The sequence below is a fragment of the Pseudomonas sp. BF-RE-22 genome (assembly GCF_019956155.1).
Taxonomy (GTDB): domain Bacteria; phylum Pseudomonadota; class Gammaproteobacteria; order Pseudomonadales; family Pseudomonadaceae; genus Aquipseudomonas; species Aquipseudomonas migulae.
The window spans coordinates 1-24,606 of record NZ_JAHBDD010000038.1; the positions used below are offsets into that span (position 1 = coordinate 1).

The 24,606-nt window shown below is 58.7% G+C and carries 29 protein-coding genes; 9 read left to right on the forward strand and 20 right to left on the reverse strand.

All coding sequences use genetic code 11. From position 1 onward, the window contains the following. Positions 1-914 precede the first annotated feature (914 nt). The 4 genes from KGA82_RS18840 to KGA82_RS18855 form a co-directional block, all read right to left on the reverse strand. A complete protein-coding gene (locus tag KGA82_RS18840; RefSeq protein ID WP_223451776.1) occupies positions 915-1,139 on the reverse strand; it encodes a hypothetical protein in 225 nt (74 codons plus the stop codon). A gap of 110 nt (positions 1,140-1,249) precedes the next feature. Further along, the gene (locus KGA82_RS18845; RefSeq protein ID WP_223451778.1) at positions 1,250-1,984 is read right to left on the reverse strand and encodes a substrate-binding periplasmic protein; all 735 of its coding nucleotides are present in this window, start codon (positions 1,982-1,984) and stop codon (positions 1,250-1,252) included. 148 nt (positions 1,985-2,132) lie between these two features. Next, complete coding sequence (locus tag KGA82_RS18850; protein ID WP_223451780.1) at positions 2,133-2,525, reverse strand: hypothetical protein; 393 nt, start codon at positions 2,523-2,525, stop codon at positions 2,133-2,135. Between the two features lie 199 nt (positions 2,526-2,724). Beyond that, complete coding sequence (locus KGA82_RS18855) at positions 2,725-3,465, reverse strand: response regulator (protein ID WP_192417550.1); 741 nt, start codon at positions 3,463-3,465, stop codon at positions 2,725-2,727. Positions 3,466-3,692: 227 nt separating this feature from the next. On the opposite strand from KGA82_RS18855, the gene KGA82_RS18860 reads away from it, so the two are divergent. Next, entirely contained in the window at positions 3,693-3,956 is a 264-nt protein-coding gene (locus tag KGA82_RS18860; RefSeq protein ID WP_223436512.1) for a DUF2790 domain-containing protein, read from the forward strand. 116 nt (positions 3,957-4,072) lie between these two features. Further along, positions 4,073-5,137, forward strand: coding sequence for an alpha/beta fold hydrolase (locus tag KGA82_RS18865; protein ID WP_223451782.1), 1,065 nt, complete (start codon positions 4,073-4,075; stop codon positions 5,135-5,137). A 172-nt stretch (positions 5,138-5,309) separates the two neighbouring features. Here the strand turns inward: KGA82_RS18865 and ppnN are convergent, their stop codons facing one another. Further along, entirely contained in the window at positions 5,310-6,683 is a 1,374-nt protein-coding gene (gene ppnN / locus KGA82_RS18870; protein ID WP_008034560.1) for a nucleotide 5'-monophosphate nucleosidase PpnN, read from the reverse strand. Positions 6,684-6,896: 213 nt separating this feature from the next. Here ppnN and KGA82_RS18875 point away from each other — a divergent pair, with 213 nt between their 5' ends. Together KGA82_RS18875 and KGA82_RS18880 are read left to right on the forward strand one after the other, a co-directional pair. Then, positions 6,897-7,424, forward strand: coding sequence for a DUF3087 domain-containing protein (locus tag KGA82_RS18875; RefSeq protein WP_223436509.1), 528 nt, complete (start codon positions 6,897-6,899; stop codon positions 7,422-7,424). Positions 7,425-7,502: 78 nt separating this feature from the next. Beyond that, entirely contained in the window at positions 7,503-9,080 is a 1,578-nt protein-coding gene (locus tag KGA82_RS18880; RefSeq protein WP_223451783.1) for a sensor domain-containing diguanylate cyclase, read from the forward strand. A gap of 2 nt (positions 9,081-9,082) precedes the next feature. Here the strand turns inward: KGA82_RS18880 and KGA82_RS18885 are convergent, their stop codons facing one another. From KGA82_RS18885 to dapA, 3 genes are all read right to left on the reverse strand, one after another. Continuing rightward, the gene (locus KGA82_RS18885) at positions 9,083-10,000 is read right to left on the reverse strand and encodes a LysR family transcriptional regulator (protein ID WP_223451784.1); all 918 of its coding nucleotides are present in this window, start codon (positions 9,998-10,000) and stop codon (positions 9,083-9,085) included. A 302-nt stretch (positions 10,001-10,302) separates the two neighbouring features. Beyond that, positions 10,303-10,704, reverse strand: coding sequence for a DUF2784 domain-containing protein (locus KGA82_RS18890; RefSeq protein ID WP_223451788.1), 402 nt, complete (start codon positions 10,702-10,704; stop codon positions 10,303-10,305). A gap of 64 nt (positions 10,705-10,768) precedes the next feature. Further along, entirely contained in the window at positions 10,769-11,641 is an 873-nt protein-coding gene (gene dapA / locus KGA82_RS18895) for a 4-hydroxy-tetrahydrodipicolinate synthase (protein ID WP_223451790.1), read from the reverse strand. A gap of 379 nt (positions 11,642-12,020) precedes the next feature. On the opposite strand from dapA, the gene KGA82_RS18900 reads away from it, so the two are divergent. The 3 genes from KGA82_RS18900 to KGA82_RS18910 all read left to right on the forward strand — a co-directional run bounded on the left by KGA82_RS18900 (position 12,021) and on the right by KGA82_RS18910 (position 13,245). Then, positions 12,021-12,719, forward strand: coding sequence for an AzlC family ABC transporter permease (locus KGA82_RS18900; RefSeq protein WP_032828797.1), 699 nt, complete (start codon positions 12,021-12,023; stop codon positions 12,717-12,719). Next, positions 12,719-13,030 (forward strand): AzlD domain-containing protein, encoded by a 312-nt coding sequence (locus tag KGA82_RS18905; RefSeq protein WP_167362959.1) that lies wholly within the window; start codon positions 12,719-12,721, stop codon positions 13,028-13,030. The genes KGA82_RS18900 and KGA82_RS18905 overlap by 1 nt, the downstream gene beginning before the upstream one ends. 65 nt (positions 13,031-13,095) lie before the next feature. Next, a complete protein-coding gene (locus KGA82_RS18910; protein WP_223451792.1) occupies positions 13,096-13,245 on the forward strand; it encodes a hypothetical protein in 150 nt (49 codons plus the stop codon). Between the two features lie 70 nt (positions 13,246-13,315). Here KGA82_RS18910 and KGA82_RS18915 read toward each other — a convergent pair whose 3' ends face one another. The 6 genes from KGA82_RS18915 to KGA82_RS18940 all read right to left on the reverse strand — a co-directional run bounded on the left by KGA82_RS18915 (position 13,316) and on the right by KGA82_RS18940 (position 18,344). Continuing rightward, positions 13,316-13,543 (reverse strand): DUF6555 family protein, encoded by a 228-nt coding sequence (locus tag KGA82_RS18915; RefSeq protein ID WP_223451794.1) that lies wholly within the window; start codon positions 13,541-13,543, stop codon positions 13,316-13,318. A 191-nt stretch (positions 13,544-13,734) separates the two neighbouring features. Beyond that, the gene (locus KGA82_RS18920; RefSeq protein ID WP_192229228.1) at positions 13,735-14,007 is read right to left on the reverse strand and encodes a hypothetical protein; all 273 of its coding nucleotides are present in this window, start codon (positions 14,005-14,007) and stop codon (positions 13,735-13,737) included. 273 nt (positions 14,008-14,280) lie between these two features. Next, positions 14,281-14,961 carry an SOS response-associated peptidase gene (locus tag KGA82_RS18925; protein ID WP_223451796.1) on the reverse strand — a complete coding sequence of 227 codons (681 nt, stop codon included), beginning with the start codon at positions 14,959-14,961 and terminating at the stop codon, positions 14,281-14,283. 772 nt (positions 14,962-15,733) lie between these two features. Further along, entirely contained in the window at positions 15,734-16,447 is a 714-nt protein-coding gene (locus KGA82_RS18930) for an ABC transporter ATP-binding protein (protein WP_008043237.1), read from the reverse strand. Between the two features lie 3 nt (positions 16,448-16,450). Further along, positions 16,451-17,293, reverse strand: coding sequence for an ABC transporter permease (locus KGA82_RS18935; protein WP_008043238.1), 843 nt, complete (start codon positions 17,291-17,293; stop codon positions 16,451-16,453). Between the two features lie 64 nt (positions 17,294-17,357). Then, a complete protein-coding gene (locus tag KGA82_RS18940) occupies positions 17,358-18,344 on the reverse strand; it encodes an aliphatic sulfonate ABC transporter substrate-binding protein (protein WP_223451799.1) in 987 nt (328 codons plus the stop codon). A gap of 354 nt (positions 18,345-18,698) precedes the next feature. Here KGA82_RS18940 and KGA82_RS18945 point away from each other — a divergent pair, with 354 nt between their 5' ends. After that, positions 18,699-19,589: an ABC transporter substrate-binding protein gene (locus tag KGA82_RS18945; RefSeq protein ID WP_411737722.1), complete on the forward strand. Its 891-nt coding sequence runs from the start codon at positions 18,699-18,701 to the stop codon at positions 19,587-19,589. 100 nt (positions 19,590-19,689) lie between these two features. After that, positions 19,690-20,589 carry a polysaccharide deacetylase family protein gene (locus KGA82_RS18950; RefSeq protein ID WP_223451801.1) on the forward strand — a complete coding sequence of 300 codons (900 nt, stop codon included), beginning with the start codon at positions 19,690-19,692 and terminating at the stop codon, positions 20,587-20,589. A gap of 78 nt (positions 20,590-20,667) precedes the next feature. Here the strand turns inward: KGA82_RS18950 and KGA82_RS18955 are convergent, their stop codons facing one another. The 6 genes from KGA82_RS18955 to KGA82_RS18980 all read right to left on the reverse strand — a co-directional run bounded on the left by KGA82_RS18955 (position 20,668) and on the right by KGA82_RS18980 (position 24,242). Then, on the reverse strand, positions 20,668-21,387 hold the full coding sequence (locus KGA82_RS18955; RefSeq protein ID WP_223451803.1) for an Imm52 family immunity protein: 720 nt from the start codon (positions 21,385-21,387) through the stop codon (positions 20,668-20,670). A 29-nt stretch (positions 21,388-21,416) separates the two neighbouring features. Beyond that, positions 21,417-22,046 (reverse strand): Tox-REase-5 domain-containing protein, encoded by a 630-nt coding sequence (locus KGA82_RS18960; protein ID WP_223451805.1) that lies wholly within the window; start codon positions 22,044-22,046, stop codon positions 21,417-21,419. Between the two features lie 202 nt (positions 22,047-22,248). Beyond that, entirely contained in the window at positions 22,249-22,614 is a 366-nt protein-coding gene (locus tag KGA82_RS18965) for a hypothetical protein (RefSeq protein WP_223451807.1), read from the reverse strand. Further along, positions 22,607-23,179: a DUF4123 domain-containing protein gene (locus KGA82_RS18970; RefSeq protein WP_223451809.1), complete on the reverse strand. Its 573-nt coding sequence runs from the start codon at positions 23,177-23,179 to the stop codon at positions 22,607-22,609. The genes KGA82_RS18965 and KGA82_RS18970 overlap by 8 nt, the downstream gene beginning before the upstream one ends. Next, positions 23,176-23,586 (reverse strand): PAAR domain-containing protein, encoded by a 411-nt coding sequence (locus KGA82_RS18975; RefSeq protein WP_263290740.1) that lies wholly within the window; start codon positions 23,584-23,586, stop codon positions 23,176-23,178. The genes KGA82_RS18970 and KGA82_RS18975 overlap by 4 nt, the downstream gene beginning before the upstream one ends. Further along, positions 23,583-24,242 carry a hypothetical protein gene (locus tag KGA82_RS18980; RefSeq protein WP_223451813.1) on the reverse strand — a complete coding sequence of 220 codons (660 nt, stop codon included), beginning with the start codon at positions 24,240-24,242 and terminating at the stop codon, positions 23,583-23,585. Before KGA82_RS18980 ends, KGA82_RS18975 begins: the two co-directional genes overlap by 4 nt. Positions 24,243-24,606: the final 364 nt, after the last annotated feature.

Genomic DNA, 24,606 nt, shown 5'->3' on the forward strand with positions numbered 1-24,606 from the left:
TGCCCTCGCTCCGGTCCTGCTCCGTGGGCCCGCCGCCATCGGCCATCCCTGGCCGGGGGCGGCTAACCCGGCATCCATGCCGGGTTGCCCACTACGCAGAACCTCCACTCGGCCTCTCGAGGGGGCGTGTACCTCAAGATCAAAAGCTGAAGGCGAGCTAACGCTCGACCTGATGAGTGGTGAAAATCAAAAGCAAACGCGATTCCCTGTAGGAGCCGGCTTGCTGGCGATAGCGGTGTGTCAGTCAACGTATGTATTGGCTGGACGGACGCCATCGCCAGCAAGCCGGCTCCTACAGGGGAATGCGTAAGTGTCCGAAATTAGTGGGCCACCACAAGATCAAATGCCAAAGCCAAAGCCAAAGCCAAAGCGAGGCGGCTTGCCAACCGACCTGTCTCTTTGATCGTACGCATTCCCCTGTAGGAGCCAGCTTGCTGGCGATGGACGCCAACGATAACGCGGGCAATCTGAATGAACGCGTCGCCCACACGATTTTCGCCGGCAAGCCGGCTCCTACAGGGATCTGCGTACGCTTTTGATTTCCACCACTCATCAGGCCGAGCGTTAGCTCGCCTTCCGCTTTTGATTTGAGCGCCCCCTCGAGAGGCCGAGCGCAGGTTCTGCGTAGTGGGCAACCCGGCATGGATGCCGGGTTAGCCGCCCCCGGCCAGGGATGGCCGATGGCGGCGGGCCCACGGAGCAGGACCGGAGCGAGGGCATGCCGAGCCACAGCGAGGCACCGAACGAAAGGGGCAAGAGCCCTTGGTTACTTGGGGCTCTTCCAAGTGACTCGCCGTAAGGGCGAAACCAATATCAGCCATCACAAAAAAAACGGATATGCCCCCAAACAAAGAAACCCCGAAAAGACCAAATCCTCCCGGGGTTTCCTATTCAAAGCCGCACAAACCAGCCAATCAATAACGCTGATACTTGGACCCAAACTCAGGACGGTTTTCAGCGACATACAACGTACTCGTCTGACTGTCTTTACGATCAACACCAACCGTATTCACATTCAACGTAGCCGGCTGACTGACCTTCGCCGCCGCCACCACCGGCAAAGAAGCGTGAGGCGCCGCGATGGCCGATGTAGCACCAAGAACCGAAAGGACGAAACCAAGACCAATAATGCTTTTCATGATGTTGCTCCAGAACTGTGGGAAGAAGATGGGCCCACAGTAGTCCTGGAACATCACGATGAAAAAACACCCTCACGCATAGTCTTTATCGAGAACGTTGATCCACGCCGTCAGCGTGGTGTGCGGTCTGCCAGCCAGCGCTGCTTGAGCTGTTCCAGGCGCCCGTCCTGGCGCATCGTGTCCAGCGCCTGTTGCCAGCGCGCAATCTGACGCGGGTCGCTCAACGGCGAAAAAGCGATATAGGTGGCTTCCTTCATCAGCGGTATCTGGTAGTGCAACTGCTCGGGTGGCACTCCTTCTTCACGGGCCATGGTAGCGACGGAAAGGGTGTCGGCCACCACGAACTCCGCTCGACCCAGGCGGGCCAGGCGCATCATTTGTTCGGGGGTTTCCACGCCGTACAGATTGTTCACATCCTGCTTCTGCAAGTAGCTGTAGACCAGCCATTTTCGCGGAACGGCAATGCGGCCCTGATGACCGGCCTCCAGCAGACTGCGCACCGGCTGCCGGGTGCTTTCAGTGGAATACAGAGCGGTTTCCACCTCCATCAGCGGACCGACCCACTGATACTGGCCATCACGCTCGGCAGTGCGCAACACGGTGAACACCCCTGTGGTGGGCTCGGTGCTGGCCACATGCAAGGCGCGCAGTAGCGGGACTTGCTGAAAGTGCACCTGGTCGCCAGCCATGTCGGCCAGTGCCTGCACCACGTCCACGCCAAACCCCACCAGCTGATTACCCTGCTGGAAATGCAGGGGCGGGTGGTTGTCAGTCAGCATGTTCAGGTCTGCCGCGACCGCAGTGAACGTCAAAAGAGACAGCAGGCAAACGGCGATACGCTTCATGAATCGTCCTTGATCGAATGTGGCGCAAAGCTTAGTACGAGCGTGCAGTCACTGTCCCGCGCAATTGAGCGGGCTTTTGCGTCAGACCTGAGGATTTATAAGTATCACTCGCTCCCACAGGGGATCTTTGTTGCGACGTGGATCGCGATCAATACCGCTGATATTTCGAACCGAACTCTGCACGGTTCTCCGCCACGATCACGCCACCGCGTACGGCGTTGTCCGGGTTGATCAGGGCGACACGTTCACGCAGCTCTTGCAGGCGATCGGCACCCCCTTCAGCAACACGTTCACGCAGCTCTTGCAAACGATCGGCGCCACCTTCGGCGACACGTTCGCGCAGCTCTTGCAGGCGATCGGCACCGCCTTCAGCTACGCGGTTCTGTTGCAGCCGATCCGAGCCACCTTCCACCAGCAGTTGCTGGATCTGGCTGTGGGACACCGCGCTCACGGTGCTGGCCGAGGCCAGATTCGACAGGCCGAGACCACCGACCAGTGCCAGACCGAGTGCCAGGGAAGAAACTTTCGAGAAATTGATCATGGTGATTCTCCGTGCGTTTAGTTTGAGTGGGTCGGTAGCTGCTGCTATCCGGTGATCACAGTTAAACGCCCGGGTGTATCGGTGATGTGTGCTCGAACCCGGCGAAATCGCTGTCTGCGTATCTGTCGCGGGTTCTTATACAGACGGATACAAAACCCTTCGGATGTGAAGGGCGGTCGTGTTCAGCGCCAGGCACCCTTCATGATTCTGCGCCGAGCATTTCCACCGGGTAGGAGAACACATAGCCTTCGCTGCGCACGGTCTTGATGTAGGTCGACTCGCGCGAGTCATCCATCAAACGTTGGCGCAAACGGCTCACCAGCAAATCGATTGAGCGATCGAACAGGTCGGCATCGCGTCCCTGGGTCAGGTTGAGCAACTGGTCGCGGCTGAGTACCCGTTGCGGGTGATCGAGGAATACGCGCAACAAGCGGTACTCGGCACCACTGAGGGCGACCATCGTGTCGTCTTCATCGAGTAGATGGCGAGCAGTCGTGTCGAGGCGCCAGCGGCCGAAACCCAACAGTCGGCCACTTTCGGTGATCAGCAGGTTGGGCGGCAGCATTCGCGTACGGCGCAATACGGCGTTGATCCGCGCCAGCAACTCGCGGGCGGCGAAGGGTTTGGTCAGGTAGTCGTCGGCGCCCATTTCCAGGCCGAGGATGCGATCGGTTTCGTCGTTGCGGGCGGTGAGCATCAGGATCGGCGTCGCTTTATGTTTGCCCGAGCGCAACTCGCGGCACAGCACCAGGCCGTCATCGCCGGGCATCATGATGTCCAGCACGATCAGGTCCACCTGATTGGCTTCCAGAAAACTGCGCATCTGCCGGCCGTCGGCAACCACCGTGGTACGCAGGCCGTTCTTCTTCAGGTAATTGCCGACCAGCTCGCGAATCTCCCGGTCGTCGTCGACGATCAGGATGTGGTTTACATGTTCCATTGCTCAACCCTCTTGTTATTCGCACGTTGCGCATTCTAGGCAGCCACGGTGCACCTGCCCACAGGCTTTGTATCACAGTGTATCCGCTGCCCTGTTTGACACCTTACGCCTTAATACCGCGGGTTCTAAGACACATGGCAGATACCTCGGGTCGATTAAATGGGCTCCATCGAGACAACACGATTTGCCTCGCAACCATTGCCCATTGCAACCCTGAGGAATTCACCATGAACTGGAACAAACTGATTGCCGCCAGCTTCTTCGCCGTCCTGAACGTTGCCGCATTTTCGGCCCATGCCGATGTTCAAGCCCCGGCGCAGACCACGGCGTACGGCACGCACCTGGATATCAAGAAGGTTGTTTCCATCGTCGACAACGGCGGCGGCACCTGCGGCATTGTCGATGCCCGCTTGACCTACCTCGATTCCAATGGCGCGCAGAAAGTCGCCGGGTACAGCAAATTCGCAGACTGCGCGAATCAGGGCGGCTGATCTTTCCACTACGCTCATCGCTGTCGATGTCGAGCAACGCACCGTCTGCTCAGCGCCCCGCGATGGCTGATTCATGTCGTCCAAACACCCGATCAATGACTTGCAGGGATATCACCATGAAGATCAATGTGTTGAGCAGTACCTCCGCCTCGCGTCGTCGCCGTCTCCTTGGCCCTTCGGTCCTCGCGTTCGCGCTGATGCAGCTCGGTGCTCTCGGGGCTGCCAATGCGCAAGCCGCGACTGTCGAGCCCGTGGTGGCGAGTGCTGCGACCCTCAAGGCGGACACGTTCGGCCCGCTCAAGCATGTCAATGCCGGGTTGCTGAGTGTGGCGTACGCCGAAGTCGGCCCCGCCGATGGGCCGGTGGTGATTCTTCTGCACGGCTGGCCGTACGACATTCACAGCTACAGCGAAGTGGCGCCGTTGTTGGCGGCCAAGGGTTACCGGGTGTTGATCCCGTACGCACGGGGCTACGGTGACACGCATTTCCTGTCCGACAAGACTGTTCGCAACGGCCAGCCTGCGGCGTTGGCCAGTGATGTCATCGACTTCATGGATGCACTGAAGATCAAGAAAGCGGTGCTGGGTGGCTACGACTGGGGCGCGCGCTCGGCGGACATCGTTGCCGCACTTTGGCCGGAGCGGGTCGAGGCGCTGGTCGCCGTCAGCGGCTATCTGATCGGCAATCAGGCTGCGGGCAAGAACCCGCTGCCGCCCAAGGCCGAGTTGCAATGGTGGTACCAGTTCTATTTCGCAACCGAGCGCGGCCAGGCTGGCTACGAAAAGAATCGTCACGACTTCGCCAAGTTGATCTGGGAGCTGGCATCGCCAAAATGGCGCTTCGACGACGCAACATTCGACCGCAGCGCGGCGGCCCTGGACAACCCGGATCACGTCGCTATCACGATTTTCAACTATCGCTGGCGGTTGGGCATGGTGCAGGGCGAACCCCAGTATGAAGCGCTGGAGCGGCAACTGGCCAAGGCCCCGGTGATTACGGTGCCGACCATCACCATGGAAGGCGATGCCAACGGCGCGCCGCATCCGGCCGCCGAGGATTACGCCAAGCGTTTTACCGGCAAATACGAATACCGCCTCATCAGCGGCGGCATCGGCCACAACTTGCCGCAGGAAGATCCGCAAGCCTTTGCCAAGGCTGTGATCGACGCGGACAACCTGTAAAACGGAACCGGCTTGATGCGCTGCGCAAGGCTTTAGGGCCCCATCGCCAGCAAGCCGGCTCCTACAAAGTCGCGGTATGGGTCAACCCCAACTCTGTAGGAGCGAGGCTTGCCCGCGAAGAGGCCCTCGACCAAGGCCTCATCGCCAGCAAGCCGGCTCCTGCAGGGTTTGGTTACGCAACCACCCGATAACACGGCACATACGCCGCGCCGCCCGGCAGTTTCATCCGGTGCTGGGCCACGAACGCCTTGAGCAACTGATCCAGCGGCTGCATCACCGCCGCATCGCCACGGATCTGGTACGGCCCGTGTTCTTCGATCAGGCGGATGCCCTTGTCCTTGACGTTGCCGGCGACGATGCCGGAGAACGCGCGACGCAGGTTGGCGGCCAGTTCATGGGCCGGCAGGCTGCGGCTGAGTTTCAGGTTGGCCATGTTTTCGTGGGTCGGGTCGAACGGGCGCTGGAAGCCCTCGTCGATCTTCAGCAGCCAGTTGAAATGGAACGCGTCGTTGCGCTCGCGGCGGAACTGTTTCACCGCTTTGAGGCCAGCAGTCATCTGCCGCGCGACTTCAGCCGGGTCGTCAATGATGATCTCGTAATGCTGCTTCGCCGCGTCACCCAGGGTGGCGCCGACGAACGCGTCCAGTTGTTCCAGATACGGCGCCGCGTGTTTCGGCCCGGTGAGGATGACCGGGAAGGGCAGGCCCTTGTTGTCCGGGTGCATCAGGATGCCGAGCAGGTACAGGAACTCTTCAGCCGTGCCCGCGCCGCCAGGGAAAATGATGATGCCATGGCCGACACGCACGAACGCTTCCAGGCGTTTCTCGATGTCCGGCAGGATCACCAGCTCATTGACGATCGGGTTCGGCGCTTCGGCAGCGATGATGCCGGGTTCGGTCAAACCGAGGTAACGGCCACCGTGAATGCGTTGTTTGGCATGGGCGATGGTCGCGCCTTTCATCGGGCCTTTCATCACGCCGGGGCCGCAACCGGTGCAGATGTCGAGGCTGCGCAGGCCCAGTTCGTGGCCGACTTTCTTGGTGTATTTGTATTCTTCGGTGTTGATCGAATGGCCACCCCAGCACACTACGATCTTCGGCTCGACGCCGGGGCGCAGGGTGCGGGCGTTGCGCAGCAGGTGGAACACATAGTCGCTGATGCCCTGGGAATTGCTCAGGTCGATGCGCTGGCTGTCGAGTTCGTTTTCGGTGTAGACGATGTCGCGCAGGGCGCTGAACAACATTTCCCGGGTGCTGGCGATCATTTCGCCATCGACGAATGCGTCGGCCGGGGCGTTCAGCAGTTCAAGGCGTACACCGCGGTCTTGTTGGTGAATGCGGATTTCGAAGTCCTTGTAGGCTTCGAGGATGGTCTTGGCGTTATCGACATGGGCGCCGGTATTCAGAATGGCCAGGGCGCACTGGCGGAAGAGGGTATAGGTGCTGCCGGATCCGGCTTCGCTCAGTTGCTGTACTTCACGTTGAGAGAGGGTTTCCAGGCTACCTTTGGGGCTGACCGAAGCGTTGATTACTTGTCGTTGGGACATTCAATGATCCTTAAAACGATGTCACCCGCCGAGGACGCATGACATCCGAATAGTATGTATCCACGAAAGAAGATGGCACGAACTGCGCAGTATCGCCATGTTCCCCTTTGACGATGAAAAGATGAAAAGGAGCCCCAGCATAGCTAAATCCCTCGCAGAGGCGATAATGCCCCGCAGTCTTTTTGCTCACGCCGCCTGAGGAATCCCGTCGCGATGTTTGAAATCCAGCCGCAGAACCCAGAAATCTATCGAAGCCAGACGCGCCGCAGCACGATCATCATCGCCCTGGTTTTCCTCGCCCTGGCGATGGTTTTGTCCACTGCGGCGGTGGCGATGTTCGGCGAACCGGGGGGCGACAATCTACGCTTCAACGTGGGCGGCGTGTTTGTCGCGGTGCTGTTGATGGCGGCGCTGATGCGCGGCAAATTCTGGACCCAGGAGTGGATGGCGCCGGCGGTCTACGGCTGGCAGCTCAAACGCAGCCTGATGAGCATCACCAACGTCATGCACCAGGTGACGGCGGCGGTGGACGCGGGTGATCCGAGTGCCATGAAGCTGCTGCGTTTTTATCACCTGGGGCTGAGCCAGATGCACCAACTGGACGCTAACTCCAGTGATCACAGCCAATTGATACGTGAAATGGACCTGCACAAGGCACGAATGGAAGCGCTGGGCATCGAGACCGAACAGACGCAATTGAACCCGGCGTGGCTTGAGGCCGTGAAACAGACGCCACGCTAACCGGTACAGGATCAAGGCACATAGATAATAAAAAGGCGAACGGGATCAGTCGCCATTCATAAGGATTCAGGGAGCGTCATGGGTAACCCGTCTGTCAAAGACCGAATTGAACAATTGCGCCACAGCGTGCCTTTGGTCACCGAACAGGCCGGTGCCAGGATCAAGGTACGCTCCGCGGTGGTACTGCTTGTTGCAGTGTGCCTGTCCATGATTGTCATCGTGATCTGGGAAGCGTGGAGTTCGCGCCAGTACCATCTGCATGACAAGGAAGTGGCGATGTCCAACCTTGCGCAGACCCTGGCCTCGCAAGCGCAGGCGACGATCAAGCAGGCCGATACGCTGCTGTTTACGCTGGTGGAACGCCTCGAAAGCGACGGCTTCGACCCGGCCGGGCTGCCACATCTGGAGCGCTTGCTCAGCGCCCAGCGCAGTGAGTTGAGTCAGTTGCATGGCCTGTTCGTCTATGACGAAACGGGGCGCTGGATTGCCAATTCCAACGGCGCCGCCCTGACCGATGCCAACAATGCCGACCGTGAATATTTCATCTTCCATCGCAATCATCCCGACCGTGGGCCTCATATCGGCCCGTCGATCAAAAGCCGCTCCAGCGGCGAATGGATCATGACGGTGTCGCGCCGGATCAATCATGCCGATGGGAGTTTTGCCGGTGTGGCGCTGGCGACGATTTATCTCAATCATTTCCTGTTCCTGTACGACAGCATCGACATGGGCCGCAACGGCGTAATCAACCTGATCGCCGACGACGCCACCATCATCGTTCGCCGGCCGTTCAACGAAGCGGATATCGGCACCAGCCTCGTCAACAGCCCACTGTTCAAGCAGTTGTTGCCCTCGGGGAGTTCAGGGACGGCAACATTCAAATCCATGGTAGATGGCGTTGTGCGGGTGGTGGGGTTTCGCCGGGTCGAGGGGTATCCGCTGGTTGTTTTCGCCGCGCTCGACAAGGAGGAAGTCCTGGCCGGCTGGCGTGAGGAATCCATGCTCAGTGCTGGCATCGTTACGCTTTTGCTGGGTTTTGTCGGTGTACTGGGTTTTCGCCTGATCAATCTGATGAAGCAGCAGAACCGCATTCAGAACCAACTGCTGGACGCTCAGGACAAACTGCTCGAGGTCAATCGCGGCCTGGAATTGCTGGCTCTGGAAGACGCGCTGACGGGGCTGTCCAACCGGCGTCAGTTCGATCTGTTCATCCACTCGGAAATGGGTCGCGCCCGGCGAAGCCTGAGCGGCCTCGCGCTGCTGATGATCGATGTCGATCACTTCAAACTGTTCAACGACCACTACGGTCATGTGGCCGGCGACGAATGTTTGCGCAACATCAGCGCGATCATCACCGACAACATCAAGCGGCCCGGGGATCTGGCGGCGCGCTACGGCGGTGAAGAGTTTGCGGCGGTGCTGCCGGGGACTGACTATGTGGGGGCGTTTCTGGTGGCGGAAAAAATTCGTCGTGCGGTGTTGCAGGCCGGTATTCCCCACCGTGAAGGCGCAGAAGGCATGGTGACAGTCAGTATCGGCGTCGCCGCTTATGATCCGGCATCACAGGCCCAGCCGAACGACCTGGTGGGCGCTGCGGACAAGGCGCTTTACGTGGCCAAGGCCAGCGGCAGGAACATGAGCGTCATTGCCAACTGACTTCAAACAAACCCACCGCTGCCCTGAACCAGTTGGGTCGCCAGGTACGATTGCTTGAGTTTTTCCAGCCACCAACCCAGGGCGCGACCGTCATGGTCGCCACGCCAGCCGGCATACAGAATGTTCGGCTCGCGCGGGTCGGCCATCTGTTTTTCGACCAGCGTTCCGTTTTTCAGTAACGAGCCGACCCGATGTTTGGGCAGCCACCCCACGCCCAGGCCGTCGCACTGGGCGAGGATTTTGGCGCGCATGGTCGGCACGGCGAGCACGGGTTGTCCGCCGGAGACACCATAAGTGCTGCCTTCGGTGACTTTGGACGAGTCGGCTACGACAATCGCCCGGTGTTGCGTCACCGTTGCCCGTGAGATCGGTTCCTTGGCCTTGGCCAGCGGGTGCTTCGGTGAGACCGCAAACACCCATTCCATTTCCCCCAACGGCATCCAGCGCAAGGAAGGGATGGCCGGCGGTTCGTTGGTGGCGCCGATGATCAGGTCCGCCCGGCCTTCGCGCAGGGCTTCCCAGACACCTTTGAGCACTTCCTGGGTGATGCGCAACGGTACGCCGGATTCCAGCGCATCGAACTCGTGAATCACCGGGATCAGGGTTTCGAACTCCAGCAGTTCGTCGGTGACGATCCACAGCCGACTCTCCCAGCCATTGGCCACTTGCTGCACCCGTTGGGTCAGGCGCGAGACGTCCTGCATCAGCCGCGCCGCCTCGTTCACCAGCAATTCCCCGGCCGGGGTGAGCTGCAAGCGGTAGCGGCGACGATCGAAGAGCAAGGCGTCGAAACGCTCTTCCAGTTGCCGCGCCGCATACGACACGGTCGATGGCGCCTTGCCCAGGTGCACCGCCGCGCGCGACAGGCTACCGGTTTCCCGAATGGCCTCCAGCAACGCCAGGTCCTCAATCGACAACATGTTCTGAATCCTCGAACGAACGGCCTGGAAATGAATGTCTGGAGCAACGAGAACAAAATCGAGGCCACCTGAAATGTATAGGCCAACCACAACCCCTGTAGGAGCGAGGCTTGCCCGCGAAGAGGCCCTCGAACGCTGCGTTGAATTTGAGGCCGCCATCGCCAGCAAGCCGGCTCCTACAAAATCGCGGGCTGTTTGAAATTTATCGGCCAACCCACCCCCTGTAGGAGCGAGGCTTGCCCGCGAAGAGGCCCTCGAACGCTGCGTTGGATTTGAGGCCGCCATCGCCAGCAAGCCGGCTCCTACAGGGATCGTGTGGTATTTGAAAGGGTGGACGTTCGGCGTGACTTGCGCTGCCTGAACACCCGAACGTAGACCAACACGTTGATCACCAGCACCACGCCGCCGAGTCCCAGCTGAATACTCGGGGTCAACCCGGCCGGGTAAATCACCGGCCACACATAATGTTCGATGAAACCACCGCCATAGCCGGTCTGCCCGGCCGCGCTACGCATGAGGTTTTCCCACTGTGTCAGCGGGCAGGTCAGGTGGAACACTTCGACCGCAACCCCCCATGTTGCGGCCGGCAGGTGCCACCAGGCCAGGTGGCGCCATTTGAGCACCAGCAGCCCGCCGAACAGCACGAACAGAATGAACAACAGGTGAAACAGCACCAGCCCATCGGCGGCGATCCGGTAAAGCATGGCGACTCCCTGACGCGTGATGCGAATCACTCCATGGTACTCGGGCGGGGCGTCGGCGCTCTATCTATTGTTTGCTGCCCAACCCAGCGAGCACGGCCTTCAGACGCAGCACCATGCTCTCGCTGCTGCGTTGCATCGGCGCGCGCAGTTCGTCGTCGATCAAGCCTTCAAGGGCCAGTGCGGTTTTCACCGGGGCAGGATTGGGTTCAATGAACAGGCTTTGAATCAGCGGCAGCAACCGGAAAAACGTCGCCCGTCCTTCCGCCAGCCGCTGGTCGCGGATCTGTTGATACAGCGTCACGAACAACTCCGGATGCACATGCGCCGAGGCGGCAATCGCCCCTTTGGCGCCGAGGCACAGGGCGCTGAAGATCTGGTTGTCTTCGCCGCACAACACGTCGACCTTGCCGCTGGTCAGCAGCGCCAGGGTGTTGCCCTGATTGCCGCCGCAATCCTTGATTGCGACGATTCGCTCGTGGGCGACAATGTTGAGCAACGTTGCCTGTTCGAAGGCGATGCCGGTGCGATACGGGATGTCGTACAGAATGATCGGCACAGTGGACGCATCGGCAACCGTTTTGAAAAACGCTTCAAGGCCCGCCTGGGACGGGCGAATGTAGTACGGCGGCGGCACCAGCAACCCGGCCAGCGGCCGCTTGAGGATTTCGTTCTGCAATTGCAGCAGTTCGGTCAGGTTGTTGCCGGCCAGCCCCATGACCACCTGATCCGCAGTCACCCATTCAAGCACGGCATCCAGCACCGCCAGTTGTTCATGTTTGCTCAGTGCCGCCGCTTCAGCGGTAGTGCCGCAGACCACCAGGCCATCGACGCCTTTGTCCAGCAAATGGCTGACGAGCCGGCGCAACCCGACGAAATCGATCGCACCGTGTTGAAACGGCGTAACGAGCGGAACCCAGATACCTTGAAACGATGACATGCACTTACTCCTGAAAGTTGACCGATTTCGTCACCGTCAGAAGCGTAGAAGGAAGTAAGCAGGGGGAGGGTGCCCGTCGCGCTCAATGTCCTGTCAGCTCATCTGACGGGACAGCGCGCCCCGGTCACATGAGCGACTGTTTCTTCGATTTGAGGGCGTGCGCAACGCAACCTTGCGCCTTGGCAATCAAGCCAATGGCGTCAATGTTGAGGTTGAAGGTTGCGGACATGTTTGCTTACACCCTGAATGAGGCGCTCAGTTTTAAGAGTCGGCGGGAATTTTGTCAATCACCAAAATCGGCACAAGTGCGCAAGATTGTTCAAGCCATCGGGCGCGACTGCTGGCACAGTCAGGCGTCTTTTCCTGTTTGTAGAGCGTTATGACTCACTCACTCATGCCGCGCAGCGCCTTTCTTCGCGGCGCTGCGGCGATCATGCCATTGTCCCTGGCGACCGCGCCGTGGGGATTGCTGGCCGGCTCCATGGCCATCGAAGCCAACCTCACGCCGCTGCAAGGCCAGGGGTTGTCGAGCATCGTGTTTGCCGGGGCGGCGCAATTGGTGGCCATTGGCATGCTCAAGGGTGGTGCCGGAATCTTTTCGATTCTGCTGACCACGTTATTGCTGACGTCGCAGCATTTGCTCTACGGCATGAGCATGCGCTCGGTGATTTCGCCGCTGCCCGGTCGCTGGCGTGCCGGGCTGGGTTTTTTGCTCACCGACGAGCTGTTCGCCTTGACCAGCCAGCATGACAAACAGCAATTCAACCGCTGGTATGCCCTGGGCGTCGGCCTGACGTTTTACATCGCCTGGAACCTCTTCACGCTGGCCGGCATCGTGCTGGGCAGCAGCATTCCCGGCCTGGAACATCTGGGCCTGGATTTCTCCATCGCCGCGACCTTCATTGCCCTGATCACCCCGGTGGTGCGCAACGTACCGACCGTGGTCTGCGTGGCAGTTTCGCTGTTTTGCTCGGTGTTGTTCAGTTACTGGCAATGGGGCTCGGCGCTGGTGTTGTCGGGGTTGGCGGGCATGACGGCGGGCTTCATCTGCAACAAATTCTACGGTGGACGCACATGATGGTCTGGGCGGTGATTGTCGGTATGGGGATTCTGGTGTTCCTCAACCGTTATGTATTTCTCGAGCCACGGCTGCCGCTGCGCCTGAGCAGCAACGCCCGGCAATTCCTCGGCTTTGCGGTACCGGGCATGTTGACCGCCATCTGCGGCCCGATTGTGTTCATGCCGGATAAACAGCTGAACCTGCAATGGGACAACCCGTACCTGATCAGTTCGCTGGTGGCGGTGGGGCTGGTGCTGTACACCCGCAACACCTTGCTCAGCATGTTGTTGAGCATGGGGTTCTTCTTTTTGCTGCGCTGGTGGCTCTGAGCCGGGAGCGCGAAACTGTTCTACGCTTAAAGTTGATGACTGATCCCTTAGGGAGAGAGGTGAGCATGGCAACTGAACAAAAGCGTCCTGATCCGGAAGATGAAGACATGGATGAACCGACGGAAGAAGAGATCGAGCAGCAGAAACGTTCGACGCCTGACTGGAAGCATCCCGACGACGGGAAGGAACTGTCAGAACCTGATAGAAAGTTTTAGTTGGAGCTCTGACCGATCTGCGCATACAACAAAGCCCCGCCAATGCGCGGGGCTTTTTTTTGCCGGTCAATCAGATCGACACGTTCCAGCGAATCTGGGTAATGCCCAATTGCTGTGCTTTGATGCGTGCCGCTTCGAGGGTGGCGTGTTTGGCGATCTTGCGGCCGGATTCAGGGTAAGCATGCGCAGACGCCGAATGAATCGCGTCGACATCGGAAAAATGCACGGCCATCTTGAAAAAGTGCTGTCGCACACCGTCGAATAAGTAATGCACGGCATAGGGAATGAGTTCACTCATCTATCTCTCGTGGAGCCAGCCAGGTCAGTGGCTTAGTCGTCGAATAAAAATTCAGAGAGATCTGCGGTGAAAGTGTGATGCAGAAATAGGACTGCTGAAAAAGGAGGAGGCTCAGTGAGCCTCTACCGTTCAGAGTGCGGCGACGACGGGTTCGTTCAGTTCTTTTGCCAAACGTAGGCCTGCGTGTCGTTTCAAGCGTCGTCGAGCTGCAATTCGTCGGGATGTGAGGCCCGATAGCCCAGGGTCTTGTCGATCCATGCGTTCACTTCGTTGACCATGACCGGCGGCTTGCCGGGATAGTGTATGAGCGTTGAACGCAAGGTGCCGTCAATCCCCGGAACCGATCGCAGGTTACGGGTCTTTATGTATTGCTCTATGAAACAGTCCAGCCGATAGTGCTCTGTCGTCGAAAGATAAACGCACTCCAGACCAACGACTTGATTGATTGCAAAATCGTCGCGCATTTAATTCTCTGCAAGGCTTGTTGTAGTTGGGATTTCCTTAGTTGTTGACTCTTTGGTCAACTGGGCGATGCCAATGGAAATGCGGCGCGCATGCTATCCGTAGTTATTCTAAATGTATGTATGACGATCAAATTGTCGGACAAGCGGTTGATACAGCCAAACGCCCTCTATCAGTAAGTGTTACTTGGGTGAAACAGTCTGTGTAACGTTTAAGTTATTGGTCTGCATAACTAACAGTTATTGGCTGCCGTCAGGCTGTTGGTATTGATAAATTCATGCACTCTTGTCAATCAGCGACGCGTCTTGATTCCTCACGTTGCCTACAGCCTTGCCAACCTTGTACCACTCGAAAACTTCGCTGCCTTCGCCTTGAAACAAGGCCATCTGTTCGGCGCGTTCCGGGGGCGTGGCGGGGTCGAGCCATTCCTGTGCCAGTTCCGGCGACAACACCACCGGCCGCCGGTCGTGAATGTCGAGCATGCCACCGGCGCTGTCCGCGGTAATGATCACGAAACCGTTGTCGTCTCTCGGTTCCTCGCCATCTGTGGGAAACCGGCCAATCGCGGCACAGAAAATCGGGTCGCGGTCCTGCCGCCGGATGAGCCATGGCTGTCTCGTTGAGTCCGGCGTATCGACCCATTCGAACCAGTTATCGATCGGCACAATCGCGCGGTGCGGCCAGATTGCGCGGAAGAACGGACCGTGGGCGACTTTCTCCACCCGTGCATTGATCGGTGCCGCACGATCCTTCGCCCAATGCGGCCGCCATCCCCAGCGCACCTTGTCGGCCTGGAGCCCATTGCTTTCCCGATGAAACAACGCGAGTTGATTCGTCGGCGCGGCGTTGTATCTGGCCAGCGGTTCATCGCCGACATGGTTGATCAGGGCGTCGGGAATGCTCAGCACCGCCACGAAGTCATGAATGCCCCGGTATTGCGAGAGTCTTCCGCACATCGAAAGAAACCTCTTACTGGAACCTTCAGCTTAGACGCTTCACCTGCAGGAGCCCGGCTTGCCGGCGATGGCGATCTTGCGGACGCCTTCGCCAGCAAGCCGGGCTCCTACGGATCGGGGGATGTTCGGGATCGGGGATTCACACGAACCCTGTAGGAGCCGGCTTGCTGGCGATGGCGATCTTACGGACGCTTTCGCCGGCAAGCCTGGCTCCTACGGATCGTCAGGATGTTCGGGATCGGGGATTCACGCGAACCCTGTAGGAGCCGGCTTGCTGGCGATGGCGATTTCACGGGCGCCTTCGCCGGCAAGCCTGGCTCCTACGGATTGGGAGATGTCCGGGATTGGGAATTCACGCGAACCCTGTAGGAGCCGGCTTGCCGGCGATGGCGATCTTACGGACGCCTTCGCCAGCAAGCCTGGCTCCTACGGATCACCAGCGTGTTCGGGATTGGGGATTCACGCGAACCCTGTAGGAGCCGGCTTGCTGGCGATGGCGATCTTACGGACGCCTTCGCCGGCAAGCCTGGCTCCTACGGATTGGGGGATGTTCGGGATTGGGGATTCACGCGAACCCTGTAGGAGCCGGCTTGCTGGCGATGGCGATCTTACGGACGCCTTCGCCGGCAAGCCTGGCTCCTACGGATCGTCAGGATGTTCGGGATCGGGGATTCACACGAACCCTGTAGGAGCCGGCTTGCCGGCGATGGCGATCTTACAGACGTCATCGCCGGCAAGCCTGGCTCCTACGGATCGGAGAACGCTGGGCGATTCAAATGACGTGCGCCCGTTGCAGTTCGGTCAACGACAGGGCCTTCAATTGCGCCAGCAGCGGATCGCGCCGATCACGCGGATGGGGCAGTTGCACCGCCAGTTCCTGGCGAATGCTGCTGGGGCGATTGTCCATGACCAGGACGCGGTCGCTGAGGTACAGCGCTTCATCGACATCGTGGGTCACCAGCAGCAGAGCGATGGCGTGACGCTCGGCCAGTTGCAGCAACAAATCTTGCAGTTTCATCCGGGTGAAGGCATCCACCGCGCTGAACGGTTCGTCGAGCAACAGCACATCGGGCCGTGAGTAGAGGCCGCGAGCAATGGCGACCCGCTGCGCCATGCCGCCGGAAAGCGCCTTGGGTAACGCTTGAGCGAACCCGCTGAGGCCCACTTCATCGATCAGTTGTGCGACCCAGGCCTTGTCATATCGGTTGTCGGCACTGAAACCGATGTTTTGCTCGACCGTCAGCCAGGGCATCAATCGAGGTTCCTGAAACACGAACGCAACCTCACCGGCGCTGCGATTCAGTTCACCTTGGAAGTCCTTTTCCAGACCGGCAACGATCCGCAACAACGTGCTTTTACCGCACCCGCTGGGGCCCAGCAGGCTGACGGTTTCCCGGGGCTGCAATTGCAGGTGGATATCCCTGAGCACCGTGGTGGTGGCGAAGGTTTTGCGCTCGACGCGAATGTCCAGCAGGTAATCGGTCATGGCTCAATCCTCTGTGCTTTGGCCGTTGAACGTGTCGCGCCACGCCAGGAAGCGTTTCTCCAGACCAGCGAGGATTCCATCGCTGAGTTTGCCCAGCAGCGCCAGCACAATGATTGCCGCGAGCACGATGTCCGGGCGGGAGGTCTCGCGACCGTCACTGAGCAGATAACCCAACCCTTTGGTCGCGGCGATCAGTTCGGCGGCCACCAGAAACATCCACGCCAGGCTCATGCCGCTGCGCAACCCGGTAAACAGGCCGGGCAGGGCGGCGGGTAGCAGAATCCGCCGGACCAGCCGTGTGCGACCGAAGCCATACATCTGCCCGACTTCCACCAGTTTGCGGTCGATGTCGCGAATCGCCGCGACGCCGTTGAGGTACACCGGGAAGAACGCGCCGATGGCAATCAGGACGATTTTCGAGGTTTCGTCGATGCCCAGCCACAGCAACAACAGGGGCACCCAGGCCAGGCTCGGAATCGAACGCAGGCCGGCGAAGGTCGGCTCAAGCCAGGCTTCGGCTTCGCGGCTCAAGCCGACCCAGGCGGCAAACACCAGTGCCAGGCCGGCGCCGATGGCGAAACCGAGCAACACGCGCAACAGGCTGGTGCTGATATGTTTCCACAGCGCGCCTTCGGCGAGGTCTCTCAAGGTCAGGGCGATTTCGCTGGGCGCCGGCATTTGGTAGGACGGCAACCAGCCGATGCGTACGACAAATTCCAGCACCAGGAGGATCAGTACCGGCAACGCCAGACCCTTGAGACGCAAACGCCAGGCATTGTTCAAGGAAAGAGCGGCACGACGTGGCGTCGGCAGTTCGAGGGGCAGGTCTTTGCTTTTGCTGGTCATGAGATTCTCCGGTCACGACGAATCCGCGACTGGCGCGGATTCGTTGTGCCCCGTTGGCGGTTATTTACTGACGGGCCACGGTTTCCTTGAAGCCGGTGTCGATCAACTGATCGATGACCTGATCGACATTCACCCCACGACGCACCAGTTCTTCGGACACCAGAATCGGCGCGGCGGCCTTGGAGGCGATCACATCCCTGGCGGTCAGTTGCGGGCTGCTCAGGTCAGTGCGGGACAGTTGCAGCTTGGCCACTTCCAGCGGCAGACCGGATTCGGTAGCGAGCAGTTTCGCCAGTTCGTCAGGGTTTTTTACCGCCCAGTCGCGGGCCTTTTCGTACGCCTTCAGTACGGTTTCGATGGTCTGCGGGTGCTCTTTCGCATAAGTGTCAGTAACGCTGACTACGCCATAACTGTTGAAGTTGGTGTTGCGATACAACAGGCGCGAACCGGCCTGGACCTGGCTGGCGGCCATGTGCGGATCGAGGCCGGCCCAGGCGTCGACGTCGCCTTTTTCCAGGGCCGTGCGGCCATCCGGGTGCTGCAAGTGCACCAGTTCCACATCGTCTTTGCTCAGGCCGGCCTGTTGCAGGCTGCGCAGGGTGAACAGGTACGGGTCGGTGCCTTTGGTGGCGGCGATTTTCTTGCCTTTCAGGTCGCCGACGGTCTGGTAGGGCGAATCCTTGCGCACCACCAATGCGGTCCATTCGGCGCGGCTGTAGACGTAAACCGATTTGATCGGGCTGCCATTGGCGCGGCTAAGCACGGCGGCGAGGCTGGCGGAGGAGGCGAAATCAACGCCGCCGCTGTTGAGGTACTCCAGCGAGCGATTGCTGCCCTGACTCAGCACCCAACTGACTTTGGTCTGCGGCAGGGCTTTTTCCAGAAATCCAAAGTGTTTAAGCACCAGGCTCACTGGCGAGTAGTAGGCGTAATCCAGATGCACTTCGGCCGGCGGTGTTTCAGCGGCCTGCGCGACGGGTTGCAGGCTCAAGGCCAGGGCGCAGGCGCTGAGCAGATACCTGACTTTGGGAAAGCGGAAGGTGGACTTCATGGGATCGGCTCCGGACAAGGCGTTGGGTTTCTTATGTCGAAAAATTCATTTTTTATAAATGCTTCCTGCGTAAAAGGAATATTGCAGGCTCTGTGCCATGTCTTGGATATCAGGCGTTATCAAGGCGTTGATGCGAGGAATGAAGCAGAAGGGTGTTGCAGGGAAAACAGTCTGTCGGCTCGCTGTTGCCGGGTGAACAGTGTTGGCTGACAGTCATGAGCTTATGCGTAAATCGAATTTAAAAAGCATCCTGTAAGAGCGTTATGGTCTATGCCATTCACTCTCAAGGAGCCCCCGATGAACCTGTCCAGATTCGTTCGCAGTTTGCTGACCAGTGCGTTGTTTGCTGCGCCAATGGCCTACGCCGCTGAGCCCGTTGTCCTGCATGTCGGTGATCAGAATTACTACAACGTGCGCGCTTCGGTGGAGGCTTCGGGGGTGCTGGAAGGGGCGCCTTACACCGTTGACTGGAAGCATTTTCAGGCCGCTGCACCGCTGGCCGAAGCGTTGAACACCGGGGCGCTGGACGTGGGTTTTCTGGGCGATTCAGGCTTCCTGTTCCTCGCTGCAAAGCAGGCGCCGGTGAAGCTGATCGGCGTCTCGCGGCAGAACCCGGACACCATCGCCTTGCTGGTGCCCAAGGATTCGCCGGTCAAAAGCATCGCCGACCTCAAGGGCAAGAAAGTCGCCTACTGGCCCGGCGCCTGGAGCCAGCAATTAACCTTGCGCGCCTTGCAACAAGCTGACCTGCCGGAGGACTACGTCGACTTCATCAAGCTGATGCCGATCGATGCCGCCGCCGCGCTGCCCCAGGGCAGCATTGATGCCTTCCCGGTCTGGGAACCCTACATTTCCCAACAGATTCTGTTCTCCGGCGCGCGACCGATTCTTACCGCCAAGAACCTCATGCCAGGCCTCAGCGCCATCGCCGCTTCGACGCCGTCAATCGACAGCAAGCGGGAAGCCATCGCCGACTTCCTGGTTCGCCTGAAAAAGGCACGGGCCTGGGTCGACAATCACACCGACGAATATGCCGATCTGTGGGCGAAGAAGGCCAATCTTGACCAGAACGTCTCGCGTCACTGGTTACGCCAGGCTCACATGACCGTAGGCCCGGTGGATGCACAGGCTGCTAAGGACTTGCAAAGCACGGCGGATTTTCTGTTCAAGGTCAAAGCATTGCCGACAGCGCTGGCGACCGCGCCGATTATCGACAACTCGTTCGAGCAGGCGTTTACCCAGTAATCGACAATGCCGGGCAGCACCGGAACCAAACACTGTGTACCCTGATCCAAACCGCGCCCGCACAACTGTGCGGGCTTAACGGTCCGGCTCAAGGCACAACATGAAACAGCTGTTCAAGATTCTCAGCGCACTCGCCATTGCCGTCGGGCTGGTGGGTTGCATCGCTGCTCCCATCGAAATGACACCGCAAACCGAACAGCGTCTGCACGCGCAAGCACCGATCCGGTTTCTGCTGACGTTCGACGACGGCCCCAGCGCGTCGAGTTTCTGGAACCCGACGATGACCATCCTCGACAGTCTCGCCACCAACCCGGTGCAGCCGAACCTCAAAGCGGTGTTCTTCGTGCAGACCGGCGCGCCACGGGCGGGCGACAGCGACATCGGCCGCGAGGTCATGCGCCGCGAACATGCGGACGGGCAGATTCTCGGTTTCCACACGGCCACCCACTGGCATACCAATCACCGTTCTCTGAGCCCGGAAGAACTGAAACAGTCATTGACCAAAGGCAGTGCCGACATCGCCGCCATCACCGGTGCGCCGCCGACTCTGGTACGGCCGCCGTTCTGGAATTACGACAAACGGGTTTTCGCCGCTTATCAAAAGCACGGCATGCACGTGTTGCTGACCGACCTGAGCGCCAACGACGGCAAGATCTGGGGTTTCAACGCCAGCCCCCGGCGTCGGGCCAACATGCTGCGGCAGATGTCGGAGGTGCGCGAGCGCATCGCATTGGGTGAGTTGCCGACGGTGGATGGGGTGATCCCGGTGGTGGTGACCTTCCACGACCTCAACCGCTACACGGCCCGACATGCCCGCGAATACCTGCAAATCCTTCTCGACAGCGCGCAGGCGACCGGCGTGAAAACGGCGCAGAAGCCGTTTTACGATGATCAGGCCGAACTGCAACGGGCGGCCATGGCGCGCACCGTTCGCGACAGTGCGCAACCGGTGAAATTGCCGGGGGTCTGGAACTGGATCTGGGGAGCGGATGCGCAGTGATCAAAACGCAAGACTCACGGGCCCTTCGCCGGCAAGCCGGCTCCTGCAGATGATTGCTGTCGTTCACATGTGCACGATTCAGTTCATAAACAACGGCAAATAACCAAGCTCTACCAGTTTGGTATCAATATCCCCAACCTGTCCGAAGTGGTCGAGGTTTTGCTCATTCATGACTTCAGGACAGCTGACGATAATGGTCCCCCTGTCGGGCACGGGAACCAGTTTGTGTGCCTGAGGGAAGTCTTCCTGTTTCAACGGTTGCGGGCAAAAGCCAATCCATCCAATTGTCTGTCGGTCCTTGAAAACACGACCTTTTCTGAAATAGTTGGCCGGTACCACGGTGACCCAGTCAATTTCTGGCCAGATATTCACGGCCAGATTGATAATTTTTGTGAATGTCTCTTCCGGGTGCGCAAGCTTCATCAACAAAGCACCAGCGTCCTCGAAGGACATGGCTGACACTGAATCGAGGTTGTGCGCGCTGTAATGAAAGGCGACTCCGCCCTCAAGCGGATCCTGGATGGCATTCCAGACCGAAAATTCGGTCAGGTCGGGAAGGTCAGGATCATGAGCGCGCTTAACTTTGTCGATCAGCGCTTGAGTGTTGTTACTGACGTTAGTTGAAAGCGAGTCTTTCAGGCTTTTCCCTTGCAAATACCAGTTGGCCAGAAGCGGACTGATTGCACCCACCTGACGCAAAAGCTCGGCAGCTTTTTCGACCTGCGTTTCAAGCGTAAGTGAGGTAATGGCCTGCTTGTTGAACCTGAAGGTAAAAATGAAGCTTTTGAAATTTGTCATGCTGACACCTTGAATGCGTGCTGGTCGGACTAGGCGATCAATCCAGGATTGTCTCTGTAGTACTCCTCCATCTGCTGCTCTTCTTCCCTGCGTAGTTCATCGTATTCCTCTTGATCCTTGCTGCCGGGCAGCGGATTCCAGAACGCTCTAAGGTTGGTCAGGCCAAGGTCGCTGTATTGTTCTGAACAGTATTCGTAGACTATCCGTTGCATGAAGTGCCATTCGACCGAAACAGGAGGTGTTGGCCTGGCTTTCTGTGAGTGGGCTCTGGCAGGCGTAATCAGTTCTTCCCTGACATTTGCCCAAGGACGAGGTGTATTCAGGACCGGGATGAACATGAAGGCATAACGTGCCTTGGCCTCCAGCAGTACGCAGCGGCTTTTGTCAAAACCATCCCACCACGTGTTGCTCCATCGCCATTCATTGGGGTAAGGGAAGTTCGTCACCCATTGCTGATACCGAGACGACAGGTCCGACATGCTGTGACCTTTGCCGTTGTTGGCAATCGCCATCAGTCCCTTTTCAGGAGGGCATTCAACACACTCCTTTTTATCGCTCTTGCACTGTTCTTCCTTTTGGCGTGTCTGTTCGCGGGTCACCGGAGGTGCATCGGTTTTCTGATCGGTTTGAAGTTTCGGTTGAACCTGTGGCTGCGGCATTGGCTTGGGTGCCGGTTGAGGTGCAGGCATGGGGGCAGGGCGGGGCGGTGGCGAGGGCAAACGGGTCGGAGGCGGAACTCTTATGCCTTCGAGAGGACCTCGCAGGCCACCGCGAGGCACGGGAAACGGTCCCCGCGCCAATTGTTCTCCGGAGCCCGTAGCTCCAGGTGCTTTCAAAAGATTGCTCATTTTCGTCCCTGGTTTACCTGGCGCGTGGCCATTCCTTTAATGCATCAACGTATTGCATAACGCTGTCGTAGTCTCGAAAACGCTGTTCTGGCGTATCGGCGACGGGGCGTTGCATCCATTCCACAAACTCGGGTGATTGCTGGAAGCCGGGTTTGTACAACCCGTAGCGCATGAACAGTTCGGTCTCTTCAGGGCCCTCGATACCGAGTGCCTTGGCTTCATCACGTAGCTGTCTGAGGTACGCACTGGCTTTGGGTTCACCTACTTTTGCGAACCATGCGGGATCTTGCTGTCGTACTTCAAGCAGGAGCTTATCGATGACTTCATCCTGGCGAATGTGATCCAGTTGTTCGAGTTGTTCTGCGCTGAGTTCAAGCACTGCAAACCTCCGGTTTTTTCGGTGCAGTGAAGGTCAGGTAGTCTTGCTGCAAAGGCCGCCAGGTTTGCCAATATAGGATGCCTGTCATGAGTTCTGCCTGTTGCTTCTCGGTCAATACCGCTTCGAGGGCCTGGCGCACCGTAGGGTTGTAATAGCGGAACAAGGCGCGGCGACCGTCCGGAAGCTGGGTAAACAACTGACTTTTCAGGTGTGCGGCAACGGTTTCGAACCTTTGTTCACTCCACAGCCAAGACACCAGCGGCGATTGTTGATCCCGCCCAATCAGCCATTGCAGTAATTGATCGCTGCGTGCGTCTTCATCTGTAAAGGTCAGGAGAGCCGGCCCTGCGTGTTTGATTTCGTCCAGTTCGGTGCCTTCCAGCAACCATTGCCAGTGAACCCGGTCGCCTGGCTCATTGAAGCGTTTGGTCAGGGTCAGATAGCCCGCGCCATCAACCAATGCATAGTGACGAAGATCGGGATTCGTTCTGCGAGTACGTTGTATGGCACGCAGCGAATGTCGTGTTTGCAGATCGATAGGAGGTGTCTGGTCATCCAGGGTCATTGGGAGGCTCCGAGATTTTCCAGCGGAACAAAGGTCGCGTTTCTCTTTGCCGCTGCCAGCAGGCAGGGAAGACAAAGGGTCGGGAGTTTGAGCAGTAGTGGAGCGACGGCTGATACAGCGACCCCTCCACCACTCATTCCTATGATGATGGTGCCGGACCCTCCTGCCACGACGTTTCCGTGATTTCCCACAGACCCGATTGTCACTGCCGGCAGACCATTGATCAGCACATTGGGCACTACGTTGCTGCTCAAAGCACTCCCGCAGGCAGTCGTGTCCGTTTGCCGGGCGGCGGCCAATCCGTCGAAAAAGACATCAGGAGAACCGCTGGTGATAGGGTTCGTACCGTGACCCGGAAGTGGGCACGCCGTGGGGTCGGTGACCCGTGCCGCAGGTTTTCCACTCATGACAATCCTCCTTGAAGCACGCGTGTATCGTGCAAGCAGTTCCCTTGGGCATGCGTTTTTGCGAAACACCATCGACAATCTATTGCGTCAAACAGTGCGACCTGCGTGGGATTTCCGGTGGTGCAGGTACCGTCCGGCAAAGCGTTGAGGGCTTCTGCGGCATTCCACCTAATGTCTTGCGCCGATGCCTCATCCAGTTCGTTGAGCTGGGTATTGTAGTGATGCAGCCCGGCAGCATCGTAAGTCGCTTGAAGCTGCCGGGAAAGTTGCTCACCCCAATACAAATAGTGTTCAGGAGTCCAGATCCCGATATCGGCATGAACGATCCAGCCCATGGGGTGCAATCGTTCATCAGTTTCGATCAGCCTGTCGGTGTTAGCGGCAAACCCACTACCGATATGCAGGGTCAGCCAGCCACGGTTGGCTGCGAGAAAAGGGTTTGGGTCAAAGAATTGCGAGAGAAGGCGCACCTGCAGATCTTCATCACCGCACGTGCATAGCATGAGTTCGGCGTCCAGTCTGGAAACGAATGTCTGAACGGCAGGGTGGCCATTAGGGCCTTTTGTCGTCAGCGCAAGTCCGGCCTGAGCGCCGCTTACATTTTTGACCAGACCATACAGGCGAATGGACGACTTGAATGTCGATAGGCAAAGCATCCTTACTCCTTGAACGTTACCGTGCAAAACCGTAACTGCCGAATTCCATTCGGGCGGTGGAACGATGTAACAGGGTTGCCGGTTCCCTGCGCGGGCCATAATGAGCTTTTCCCGGCAGCCAACAAAGCAGGTTTAGCGTGAAGTTATGACAAAATGTATCCGTGCATGATCTCTGAATTGGACACAGAAATACTTCCCCAGAGTTCGCTGGCGCAGAACCGCAAAAGCGCAGCTATCCTCAGTTTTCGAGCGCTCCACCGGCAGGATCGATCTGCTGATCACCCGCGTGTCACCCGCGCAACTGACCAGCGCTTGTGCTATTTCAAACCTGATTGGCGAATTGCACACCGAAATGCGCGCCGGT

Coding starts and splice junctions, on each gene's coding strand:
- KGA82_RS18925 (WP_223451796.1), bottom strand. CDS start 14,961: ATGTGCGGAAGACTCTCGCAATACCGGGGCATTCATGACTTCGTGGCG.
- KGA82_RS18855 (WP_192417550.1), bottom strand. CDS start 3,465: ATGGAACATGTAAACCACATCCTGATCGTCGACGACGACCGGGAGATT.
- KGA82_RS18905 (WP_167362959.1), top strand. CDS start 12,719: ATGGTCTGGGCGGTGATTGTCGGTATGGGGATTCTGGTGTTCCTCAAC.
- KGA82_RS18920 (WP_192229228.1), bottom strand. CDS start 14,007: ATGCGCGACGATTTTGCAATCAATCAAGTCGTTGGTCTGGAGTGCGTT.
- KGA82_RS18955 (WP_223451803.1), bottom strand. CDS start 21,387: ATGACAAATTTCAAAAGCTTCATTTTTACCTTCAGGTTCAACAAGCAG.
- KGA82_RS18970 (WP_223451809.1), bottom strand. CDS start 23,179: ATGACCCTGGATGACCAGACACCTCCTATCGATCTGCAAACACGACAT.
- KGA82_RS18850 (WP_223451780.1), bottom strand. CDS start 2,525: ATGATCAATTTCTCGAAAGTTTCTTCCCTGGCACTCGGTCTGGCACTG.
- KGA82_RS18935 (WP_008043238.1), bottom strand. CDS start 17,293: ATGACCAGCAAAAGCAAAGACCTGCCCCTCGAACTGCCGACGCCACGT.
- KGA82_RS18910 (WP_223451792.1), top strand. CDS start 13,096: ATGGCAACTGAACAAAAGCGTCCTGATCCGGAAGATGAAGACATGGAT.
- KGA82_RS18860 (WP_223436512.1), top strand. CDS start 3,693: ATGAACTGGAACAAACTGATTGCCGCCAGCTTCTTCGCCGTCCTGAAC.
- KGA82_RS18945 (WP_411737722.1), top strand. CDS start 18,699: ATGGCCTACGCCGCTGAGCCCGTTGTCCTGCATGTCGGTGATCAGAAT.
- KGA82_RS18900 (WP_032828797.1), top strand. CDS start 12,021: ATGACTCACTCACTCATGCCGCGCAGCGCCTTTCTTCGCGGCGCTGCG.
- KGA82_RS18890 (WP_223451788.1), bottom strand. CDS start 10,704: ATGCTTTACCGGATCGCCGCCGATGGGCTGGTGCTGTTTCACCTGTTG.
- KGA82_RS18880 (WP_223451783.1), top strand. CDS start 7,503: ATGGGTAACCCGTCTGTCAAAGACCGAATTGAACAATTGCGCCACAGC.
- dapA (WP_223451790.1), bottom strand. CDS start 11,641: ATGTCATCGTTTCAAGGTATCTGGGTTCCGCTCGTTACGCCGTTTCAA.
- KGA82_RS18980 (WP_223451813.1), bottom strand. CDS start 24,242: ATGCTTTGCCTATCGACATTCAAGTCGTCCATTCGCCTGTATGGTCTG.
- KGA82_RS18845 (WP_223451778.1), bottom strand. CDS start 1,984: ATGAAGCGTATCGCCGTTTGCCTGCTGTCTCTTTTGACGTTCACTGCG.
- KGA82_RS18960 (WP_223451805.1), bottom strand. CDS start 22,046: ATGCCGCAGCCACAGGTTCAACCGAAACTTCAAACCGATCAGAAAACC.
- KGA82_RS18950 (WP_223451801.1), top strand. CDS start 19,690: ATGAAACAGCTGTTCAAGATTCTCAGCGCACTCGCCATTGCCGTCGGG.
- KGA82_RS18915 (WP_223451794.1), bottom strand. CDS start 13,543: ATGAGTGAACTCATTCCCTATGCCGTGCATTACTTATTCGACGGTGTG.
- KGA82_RS18930 (WP_008043237.1), bottom strand. CDS start 16,447: ATGACCGATTACCTGCTGGACATTCGCGTCGAGCGCAAAACCTTCGCC.
- KGA82_RS18840 (WP_223451776.1), bottom strand. CDS start 1,139: ATGAAAAGCATTATTGGTCTTGGTTTCGTCCTTTCGGTTCTTGGTGCT.
- ppnN (WP_008034560.1), bottom strand. CDS start 6,683: ATGTCCCAACGACAAGTAATCAACGCTTCGGTCAGCCCCAAAGGTAGC.
- KGA82_RS18885 (WP_223451784.1), bottom strand. CDS start 10,000: ATGTTGTCGATTGAGGACCTGGCGTTGCTGGAGGCCATTCGGGAAACC.
- KGA82_RS18865 (WP_223451782.1), top strand. CDS start 4,073: ATGAAGATCAATGTGTTGAGCAGTACCTCCGCCTCGCGTCGTCGCCGT.
- KGA82_RS18875 (WP_223436509.1), top strand. CDS start 6,897: ATGTTTGAAATCCAGCCGCAGAACCCAGAAATCTATCGAAGCCAGACG.
- KGA82_RS18940 (WP_223451799.1), bottom strand. CDS start 18,344: ATGAAGTCCACCTTCCGCTTTCCCAAAGTCAGGTATCTGCTCAGCGCC.
- KGA82_RS18975 (WP_263290740.1), bottom strand. CDS start 23,586: ATGAGTGGAAAACCTGCGGCACGGGTCACCGACCCCACGGCGTGCCCA.